Below are 9,051 nucleotides of genomic sequence, written 5' to 3' on the forward strand. Positions count from 1 at the left end.
GCTCGCCGACCGCTACCGCGCCGGAGTTGTCCTGGCCTCCCTGATCCTCTGGCTCCGCGAACCAGCCAGATGTCATTTGTCAGACAGCCCTTAGCACCCGGCCGCGCCCCCGGGCCCGCGACACACGCCGCCGCGGCCGGTCGGCGGACACGGATCCCCCGCACCGGGCGCGTCCGGACCAGTGCTTCGGGCCCCTCCGGCCGCGGCACGCCCGGCGGTCACGTCAAGACCGCCGCCAGCAGCGCGCCCACGTCGGCGATCAGCGGCTCATCGGGCGGTGCTGCGGCCTCGTGCTTGGTGGAGAGCACAGCGATCGTGATCGGGCCCCGGCCGGGCGGCCAGGCGATGCCCACGTCGTTGGTGGTGCCGTAGCGGCCGGTACCGGTCTTCTCGGCGAGGCCCCACCCCTGCGGCAGCCCGGTGCGCAGGCGGTTGCCGCCGGTGGTACTGCCCAGCAGCCACCCGGTCAGCCGCCGGCGGTCGGCGGCGGCGAGCGCGCTCCCGACGGTGAGCCGGGCGAAGGTGCGGGCGATGGCACGCGGGGTCGTGGTGTCGGTCGTCCTTCCCGGTTCCGCGGAGTTCAGTTCGGGCTCCCAGCGGTCGAGCCGGGTCACCCGGTCACCGACGGACCGGCAGAAACGGGTGACCGCAGCCGGGCCCCCGAGCTCGCGCAGCAGGAGATTGGCGGCGGCGTTGTCGCTGTGGCAGATGGCCGCCGCGCACAGCTCCGCGCCGGTCATGCCGCGTTCGAGGTTCTCGGACGAACCCGTGACCGGCGCGTAGCCCGACCGCGCGACGTCCCGCGACGTGTAGCGGATGCGCTTCCCGAGGAACTCGCCGTCCCGGTCGAGGTCCCGCAGCACCGCGGCCACGGCGACCGTCTTGAAGGTCGAGCACATGGGGAACGGCTCGTCCGCGCGGTACCGGACCGTCCTCCCGGTGGCAGTGTCACGGGCGAAGACCCCCAGCCGTGCCGAGCGGGCCCGTTCGAGCGCCCGCAGCCGGCCGGTGACCCCGTGCTCCTCCGGGCCCTGGGCGAAGGCCCGGCCGCCGGCGGGCAGGACGGCGGCCACGGCGGTCGCGGCCGCCGCCCCGCCGAGCACCCGGCGCCGAGCGGGGTCCATGCGTACTCCCTCCAGGTACCGGTCGCGGCCGTCAGCGGGTGAAGCCGGCGACCGCGGTGTGCGCGGTGACGGTGCCGTCGCCGAGGAGGGCGGCCTTGGCGCGGAGGCGGTCCATGACAGCGGGGCCCGGGTCGCCGTACACGTCGATGGAGCGCATCCGGATCAGCGGGACGAAGGCCCGGAACTTGGGTCCGCCGAGGTCCAGGTGGAGCTCCAGCGAGGCCGCGTCGGGATGGACGGCCACCACGGTCATGGTGGATCCGGCCCGGTCGACGTAGAAGTGGTAGGCCGCCAGCTGCGGTTCGACCGTCTCGACGAAGGCCGCCAGCTCGCGCATGGCGGCCTTCACGTCGTCGAGACGGCCCGGAAGGATGTCCGAGTGGTCGACGTAGTAGATCTCGTCCGGCGGCACCATGCCCAGACGTTAGCGGGACCGGCGGCCCGGGCGCCGACGCGACGCGCTGACGGCCTAGAGGACGGCGATGCCGAGCGGGCGGGCGCCGGCGGGGAGCCGCCGGCTGGTGCCGTCGGCGAGGTCGACGACGGTCAGCCCGTTCCAGTAACCGTCCCGCGTGTAGCCGCCGGTGACGTACGCCGTCCGGCCGTCGCGGGACACCGCGACGTCCTCGTGCGGGCCGTCCAGCGGGTACACGCGCTCGTCGCCGCCGGGCGACCGCACGGTGAGCGAGGGGCCCTCGCCCTCCTCCACGGCGCCGGTGCCGACGACGAGGAGGCGGCCGTCGGCCGTGAGGGCGGTTCCGTGCTGGTGGGTGTCGGCCGTCATCGGCTCCACCGTGACCGCGCCGCTGCGCGGGTCCACCACGGCCAGCCGCTCCCCCTCGAACGGCAGCAGCAGCCGGCCGTCGCCGGGACGTACGACCGCGTAGTGCGGCTTGAGCCAGGACGCGAGCCCGCCCCCGGTGCCGTAGGGGGCGACCTCGATGCGGCGCTGGGCGAGGGTGTCCGCCGCGACCACCGTGACGTCGAAGGAGTCGTGGCCGGTCACGTACACCTCGCCGCCGTCGCGGGCGACGTCCACGTCGAAGGGGCGGCGGCCCACCGGCACCGTCGCCGTGACCTCGCGGGCGGCGGTGCCGATCACTTCGAGCACGCCCCGGCCGCCGGGGACGTTGACCCCCACGTAGACGCGTGAGCCGTCCGGCGAGAGGGCGATGCCCATGCCGCCGCCCCGGTACTCGCCGGTGCCGGCCGGGCCCGTACCGGTCGTGTACGGGATCCGGGCCACACGGGTGCGGGTGCGGGTGTCGACCACCGCAACGCCCTCGGCGGTGGCCACCCAGGCGAGCCCGTCCGGGCCGACGGCCAGCCCGTACGGCGCGGTGCCGACCGCGACGGACCCGACCGGGCCGCGCCGGGGGTCGACGAAGGTGACGGTGTCGGCACCGAAGTCGGCGACGAGCAGGGTCCCTTCGGGGGTGGGGCGGCCGGCGGGCAGCGGGGTTCCGCTCGGAGCGGCCGGGGCGGCGGCACGGCCCGCGCCGCCCTCCGCCCCGGCCGTGGTGCAGCCGCCCAGCAGCGCGAGGACGGCCGGGACGGCCACGAGCAGCGCCCGGGTACGGGCCCGGCGGCTCACCGCGCGCTCCGGCCGTCGCCGCCCGACCGGTCCTGCGCCGCCCGCAGGAGCCGGGCCAGGCCGTCGAAGCCGCGCCGCACCGCGTGCTCGTACGCCGTCACCCCCTTGGAGTCGGCGAGCCACGGGTCCGCTCCGGCTGCGAGCAGCAGCCGGACGACCTCCTCGTGGCGGAAGCCGCCGTCGCCGAGGATCACCGCCTCCAGCAGGGCGGTCCAGCCGAGCCGGTTGACGTGGTCGACGCGGATCTCCGTCTCCGCCAGCACGGCCCGTACGTATCCGACGTGCCCGCGCTCGGCGGCCGGGATGAGGGAGATCCCGCCGAACCGGTTGCGCTGCGTCAGATCGGCCCCGGCCGGGAGCAGGGCCCGCATCATGCGGACGCTGCCGGTGACGCCGGTGACCAGCCAGGGGCTGTCGGCGCGGGAGTCCGGGGCGTTGGGGTCGGAGCCGGCGGCCACCAGGACCTCGGCCACCTGGAGGTGGTCGCCGAGCACCGCGAGCAGCAGCGGTGTGCGGAGGTCTTCGTCGCGGGTCTCCGGGTCGGCGCCGGCGGCGAGCGCGGCGCGCACCGCGTCGGTGTCCCCGGCCTTGGCGGCGTCGAGCAGCAGTCGGTCGTGCGGGTTCATGCCTCCATCGTGGCCCGGCCCGCCACCGCGGGCGGTCCGCCCGCCGTCCCTCCCGTGCCGCCCGCCCGGCCGACCCGTCCGTCATCCGATCGGCTGATCCGTCCCGCCCCGGCGTCCGCTACGAGGGCCCGGCCGCCGCGACGACCGGGCCGCAGCGACGGCCGGACACCCGCGACGGCCGGGTGGTTCCTCAGCCGGTGCAGCCCGGGACCGCGCCGGACGGGGCGCAGTTGTTCGGCCGGTTGTCGCGGACCACGTCACCGCTCAGGGTGAGCAGGCCGGACGCCTTGAAGATCCCGCCGCCGTCGCCCGCCCGGTTGTGGGTGATGGTGTTCCGCTCCAGCGTGGTCGTGCCCAGCCCCGTCTCCCCTCCCGCGTGGTAGAGGCCGCCGCCCTGCGCGGTGCCGTTCTTCGCGGTGACCGTGTTGCGGAGGATCTCGTTGCCCGTGGCCGTCAGGGTGCCGCCGTCGGGGTTGTCGATGCCGCCGCCCTGTGCGGTGCCGTCCGGTGCCTCGGCGGTGTTGCCGGTGATGCGGCTGTCCGTCAGTTCGAGCGTGCCGACGGGGCCCATGCGGACGCCGCCCCCGCGCGCGGTGCCGCCCTTGGCGACCACCCGGTTGCCGCTGATCTTCACCCCGCTGACGGTCATCAGGGCGTTGTTCGCGATGCCGCCGCCCTGGGCCACACCGTGCGGCGCGTCCGAGACGTTGTCGCGGATGGCCCCGCCGGTCACGGTCAGTTTCCCGAATTCTTCCGGAATGCCGTTGGCCACCGCGGCACGCGCGGTTCCCTTCTCGGCGAAGGCGCGGTTCTCGCTGATGACGGTGTCCGTGATGGTCGTCCCGAAGAAGCTGATGACGGCGGAGCCGAAGGCGGTGCTGTTGGTGTCCGCGGTGACCGTCGCGGTGTTCCCGGTGAGCCTGGAGCCGGCGACGGTCAGCGGACCGTCGTTGGAGATGGCGCCGCCCGCGGCGAGCCCGCCGGGCGCCGTCCCGTCGTAGACGACGTGGTTCCCGCTCACCTCGGTCTTGCTGACGCTTCCGGCGCGGCCGGGGCTGTCGATGGCGCCGCCCTGGGCGAAGAGGCGGGACGCGGACGTGTTGCCGGTGAACTTGCTGCGGGTGATCTCCATCGTTCCGTTGTTGGAGATGCCGCCGCCGCAGGCCGCGCCCACGGCGTCGGGAAAGGCGGGGCAGTCCGTGGCGTAGCCGCCGCTGATCGTCGTCCGGGTCAGCGTGAGGTTGCCCGTGTTCTCGACGTAGATGATCCGGAACTTCGGCACCTTCTTGCCGTGCGCGTCCCGCTCGATCGTGGCCCCGCGCCCGTCGATGGTGATGTCACTGGTGATCACCGGCAGCCCGTTGCCCGGGTGCACGGGGTCCGGTGCCCTCAGCTTGTACGTGCACCCGCGCGCGAGCTGGAGCGTGTCCCGGCCCGGTGTGCCGTTCGCGGCGTTGATCGCCGCGACGAGATCCGGGACCGAGCAGCGAACCTGCACGGTGGCGGCGTGCGCGGCCTGGGCCGGGACGGCCACCAGCGCGCCCGCGACGAGGCCGAGGACGGCCGGGACATGCCGACGGAACATCGGGGGTTCCTCCTTCTGCGACTGCGGGGTACGGCCGGCGAGCGGGGAGCGTGACCGGCCGGGCCCAGCCGACCACGGACACGGGTGGTCGGCTCCCCGGCGTGATCCGTACGGGCGCCCGGACAGCCCGTACGGATCACGAAGCCCGGCGAACGGGTGGGTCCGCCCGCCGTGCTGACCCCCGGTCAGCGGAACCGGTGCAGGTTCTCCCGGAGGAATGCCTCCAGAGTGCGCGGGGCACGTCCGGTGAGACGGAGGAAGGCGTCGTCCGGGGTCTCCTCGCGGACCACCGCGAGCTGCTGGATCTCCACCACGTGGGTGGCCAGCCACTGCGGCATCCCGGCGCGGCCGACCAGGTGGGCGTGCAGCTCGGAGGGGCTCAGGTCGAGGTAGCGGACCGGCCGTCCGAGCAGCTCGCCGAGCAGCGCGGTGAGTTCCGGGTGGCTGTAGGCCCGCCCTCCGGTGAGCGGGTACGCGCCGCCCGCCGGCTCCGGGTGGGTGAGGACCGCGGCCGCGGCGTCCCCGATGTCCCGGACGTCCACGTAGTTGCACCGCGCCCCGCCCATGGCGCCGTGGACCACTCCGGCGGCGGCGATGCCGGGTGCCAGGAGCAGCAGCTTCTGCATGAACGCGTACGGGCGCAGGACGGTGGCGGTGATGCCGCAGGATCTCAGCCGCTCCTCGACCAGGTGGTGGCCGCGGGAGACGGCGACGGGGGAGTCCGGCTCCGCGGCGGGCGCGGACACCTTGACGATGTGCCCCACGCCGCAGTCGGCGGCCGCCTCGACGGCGTTCAGCTCGTACCGGACCTGGTGCGGGCCGTTGGCCATGGTGAGGAAGATCCGGCGGGCGCCCCGGAAGGCCGCCCGCAGTGATTCCGGGCCGCCGGCGTCGGCCGCGAGGACCTCGGTACGGGCGAGGGTGCGCCCGTCGAGCCCGGCGGCCAGGCGGGCGGGGTCACGGCTCAGGGCTCGGCTGGGTACGCCGAGGGCCGCGAGGCTGCGCAGGGCGGCCCCGCCGGTGGCGCCGGCGGCGCCCATGATGACGATCACGCCGTCTGCCTTTCGGGCCGGGGTGCGGTGGGGAGCCGGCGCCAGGTGGTGATGGCGGCCGCGATCGCCGCGGAGACCGGCAGGTCGACCGGCAGCCGGCCCGGCCAGGGGCTGTCGGCGAGGGCGGGGACCTGCGGCAGCCAGTGGGCGGCGGCGAGGCCGGCGGCCAGGCCGAGCGCCGCGGCGGCCAGACCCAGGCCGGCGGCCGCGAGCGCGCGGGGGGTCCGGGCGGCCCGGGTGCGCACGGGCCCGCGCCGCAGGGTCGCGCCGAGGATGGCGGCCACCAGGGCGGAGGTGCCGCCGATGGTGGTGAGCGCCGCGGCCGCCAGTTGCGGCTGCCCGGTGGCGGCCCCTGCGAGCCCGGCCGTCACGGCGGGCATGGCGTAGGCCGCCAGGACCTCGTGCCACAGGGCGGGCGGAGGGGGAGCGCCGGGAGCCTTCTCGCTCGTCATGGGTCGTCCTCTCAGGAGGTGCTTAGGGAGCTAATGGCTTGGGTGAACATGATTAGGTAACTAAGTATTGGGTGGAAGAAGAGGCGGACCGCCTTCTGGCGGCCCGCCTGCGCCGGCGTCAGTCCCCGGTGAGCGAGTCGATGCCCGCGACCACCCGGGCGAGCAGGTCGAGGAAGGTGGTGCGCTCCTCGGGGGAGAGGCCGCCGACCAGCCCCTGCATCCGGCTGAAGTGCTCCGGCGCCAGGTCGCGCAGCTTGTCGGCGCCGCGCGCGGTGAGGATCACCACGTTGCCGCGCCCGTCCTCGGTGGACGGCCGGCGGGCCACCAGCCCCTCCCGCTCCAGGCCGTCGACCAGTCCGGTCACCGTCGCCCGGGAGACGCCGAGGCTCGCCGCGAGCTGGGAGGGCGACTTCTCGCCGCCGTGGTCCTCCAGGTCGGCCAGCAGCCGGTACCGGCCGGTGGAGAGGCCGAAGCGGCCGAAGTGCACCTCGCCGGCCTGCCCGATCCGGGCGCCGGCCGCCATCAGCCGCGCCGCGACCAGGACCGCCTGCGGGTCGGCCGCGAGGCCGTAGCGGGCGATCTGGCGGCGGGCCTGGTCGAGGGTGGGCGCGGTGGGCCCGCTGCCGGGATGCTGGATCACGAAAGAAGTATGGCGGCTAATCGGATTGCCGGTCAAGTGATGAAGGGTCCGCGCCGAAGCGGAAGTCGCCGCGGTGCTGCTCGCCGAGGACCTCGACGGGCTCCTCGCCCCGCCGGACCCGCCCCACGGCCCGGAAGCACCCGAAGCGGCCCACGCCCGGAGCCGGGAGGGCGAGCGGCTCCGCCGCCTGCCGCGGGGCGGCGCCGAAGGCGTGGACGGTGCCCGGCGGTACCACGGCGAGGCCACCCGCACGGGGAACACCTCGGTCGGCCGGGTGTGGTGGTGCGGACCCCGCGCCACGCGGAAGGCGCCCGGAATCAGCCCTACCGCTTCGCCCCGCCGACGCGCGTGCCCCGGCGCCGCGGACGCACACGTCGAGCGTGGCGCGGGTGCGGCCGCCCGCGCGGGCCGTCGCCCGGGTGCCGGGCTTCGGCCACGCGCCTCCCTGCGCCGCGGACGCGGACGTTCCTACCCGGTGGTTGCTGGGCACCCGCTTGGTGCCCGTTGATCACCACCCGAGGAGAGCCCCGATGACCAAGGTCCTCGTCCTGCACAGCGTCAGCCTCGTGAGGTCCGGGCTCGCCGCCCTGCTGAGATCCGAGGGCGGGTTCGACGTCACGTGCGCCGGCTGGCGGTCCGCGGCGCGCGAGGCGGAGTCCTTACGGCCGGACGTGACCGTCGTCGACCTCGACTGTCCGGGTGCGTCGGCCACCCTGGAGGCCCGGGCGGGGACCTCCCGCCCGCTCGACGGGCCGCCCGCCCCGCTGCTGGTGCTCGCCACGTCGGGAGCACCCGGCTCCCTGCAACGCGGAGTCCGCGCCGCGGCGCGCGGCTACGTGGACAAGGACGGATCGCCCGGCCGGCTCGTCCGGGCCATCCGCAAGGTCGCCGCCGGAGAGCGGTTCGTCGACCCCTCCCTCGCCTCGGCCTTCCTGGAGGCCGACCCCATGCCGCTCAGCCCGCGCGAACTGACCGTGCTGGCCCGGGCCGCGGAGGGCGATTCCATCTTGGAGATCGCGCACGCCCTGCACCTCGCCAGCGGAACCGTACGCAACTACATGGCCGCCGCCACCCGCAAGATCGGCGCCCGCAACCGGATAGACGCCATCCGGATCTCCCGGCGGGCCGGCTGGGTCTGAGAACGGCCCGTTCACACCCGCGCGTTCCAGACCCCCACCAGCTCCCGGTACAGCGCCGACCTGCCCGGGAGGTCCGCGTGCGTGCCGCAGACCGCACGGCTCCCGTCGAGTACGAGGACCCGGTCGGCCCGGGCCGCGGAGGAGATCCGGTGGGCCACGACGACCAGGGTGCCGGGGCGGTCGGCGAGCGCCCGCTCGGCGCGCTCCTCGGCCGGCGGATCGAGGTGGCAGGTGGCCTCGTCGAGCAGCAGCAGCGGAGCGGGCGACAGGCAGGCGGCCACCAGGGCCAGCAGCTGCCGCTCGCCCTGCGAGAGCCCGGCCGGGTCCAACGGCGCGTCAGGCCCGCCCAGCCGCTCGACGAGGCCGCCCGCCCCGAGGGCCGCCACGGCCGCGTCCAGCCGTGCCCCGGGCACCGGCCCCGGGCACAGGTGCGTCAGGTTCTCGCGGACGGAGCCCGTGAACACGTACGCCTGCTGCGGCAGCAGGGTCCGCCGGGGATCGGGACCCCGCGCGGGCCCGCGCCAGGCCGGGGCGCCGGCCAGCAGTACGGTGCCCCGGCCGGGCGGGTGGAGCCCGGCCAGCAGCGCGGTGAGCGTGGACTTGCCGATACCGCTCGGCCCGACGACGGCGAGGTGCTCCCCCTCGCGCAGGGCCAGGTCGAGACCGTCGATCACCGGCAGGGCGTGGGCCCCGTACGCGAAGCGCACCTGCCGCAGCTCGGCGGCCAGACCGCCGCCGGGGGGGGGGGGGGGGGGGAGGGGGGGGGGGGGGGGGAGCGGGGGGGGGGGGGGGCGGGGGGGGGGGGGGAGGGGGGGGAAGGGGGAGGGGGGGGGGGGGGG

Annotated in this window: 10 protein-coding genes; 1 reads left to right on the top strand and 9 read right to left on the bottom strand. The window is 76.0% G+C overall.

Going from position 1 to position 9,051, the window contains the following annotated elements; all coding sequences use genetic code 11:
- Positions 1-218: 218 nt before the first annotated feature.
- The 8 genes from bla to ACZ7IF_RS27850 form a co-directional block, all read right to left on the bottom strand.
- The gene (gene bla, locus ACZ7IF_RS27815; RefSeq protein WP_470976597.1) at positions 219-1,124 is read right to left on the bottom strand and encodes a class A beta-lactamase; all 906 of its coding nucleotides are present in this window, start codon (positions 1,122-1,124) and stop codon (positions 219-221) included.
- Between the two features lie 31 nt (positions 1,125-1,155).
- Positions 1,156-1,539 (bottom strand): hypothetical protein, encoded by a 384-nt coding sequence (locus ACZ7IF_RS27820; protein WP_470976600.1) that lies wholly within the window; start codon positions 1,537-1,539, stop codon positions 1,156-1,158.
- A gap of 54 nt (positions 1,540-1,593) precedes the next feature.
- Positions 1,594-2,718: a YncE family protein gene (locus tag ACZ7IF_RS27825; protein WP_470976603.1), complete on the bottom strand. Its 1,125-nt coding sequence runs from the start codon at positions 2,716-2,718 to the stop codon at positions 1,594-1,596.
- Entirely contained in the window at positions 2,715-3,344 is a 630-nt protein-coding gene (locus tag ACZ7IF_RS27830; RefSeq protein WP_470976606.1) for an ankyrin repeat domain-containing protein, read from the bottom strand. The genes ACZ7IF_RS27825 and ACZ7IF_RS27830 overlap by 4 nt, the downstream gene beginning before the upstream one ends.
- 190 nt (positions 3,345-3,534) lie before the next feature.
- Positions 3,535-4,929: an autotransporter outer membrane beta-barrel domain-containing protein gene (locus tag ACZ7IF_RS27835; RefSeq protein ID WP_470976608.1), complete on the bottom strand. Its 1,395-nt coding sequence runs from the start codon at positions 4,927-4,929 to the stop codon at positions 3,535-3,537.
- Positions 4,930-5,114: 185 nt separating this feature from the next.
- Positions 5,115-5,981, bottom strand: a complete 867-nt coding sequence (locus tag ACZ7IF_RS27840; RefSeq protein WP_470976611.1) for an NmrA family NAD(P)-binding protein — start codon at positions 5,979-5,981, stop codon at positions 5,115-5,117.
- The gene (locus ACZ7IF_RS27845; RefSeq protein WP_470976615.1) at positions 5,978-6,433 is read right to left on the bottom strand and encodes a hypothetical protein; all 456 of its coding nucleotides are present in this window, start codon (positions 6,431-6,433) and stop codon (positions 5,978-5,980) included. The genes ACZ7IF_RS27840 and ACZ7IF_RS27845 overlap by 4 nt, the downstream gene beginning before the upstream one ends.
- Before the next feature lie 118 nt (positions 6,434-6,551).
- Positions 6,552-7,073, bottom strand: coding sequence for a MarR family winged helix-turn-helix transcriptional regulator (locus ACZ7IF_RS27850; RefSeq protein WP_470976618.1), 522 nt, complete (start codon positions 7,071-7,073; stop codon positions 6,552-6,554).
- Between the two features lie 530 nt (positions 7,074-7,603).
- On the opposite strand from ACZ7IF_RS27850, the gene ACZ7IF_RS27855 reads away from it, so the two are divergent.
- Complete coding sequence (locus ACZ7IF_RS27855) at positions 7,604-8,212, top strand: response regulator transcription factor (RefSeq protein ID WP_470976620.1); 609 nt, start codon at positions 7,604-7,606, stop codon at positions 8,210-8,212.
- Positions 8,213-8,223: 11 nt separating this feature from the next.
- Here the strand turns inward: ACZ7IF_RS27855 and ACZ7IF_RS27860 are convergent, their stop codons facing one another.
- Positions 8,224-8,919, bottom strand: a complete 696-nt coding sequence (locus tag ACZ7IF_RS27860) for an ABC transporter ATP-binding protein (RefSeq protein ID WP_470976623.1) — start codon at positions 8,917-8,919, stop codon at positions 8,224-8,226.
- Positions 8,920-9,051: the final 132 nt, after the last annotated feature.

This window comes from Streptomyces sp. NPDC037421, from assembly GCF_055602105.1.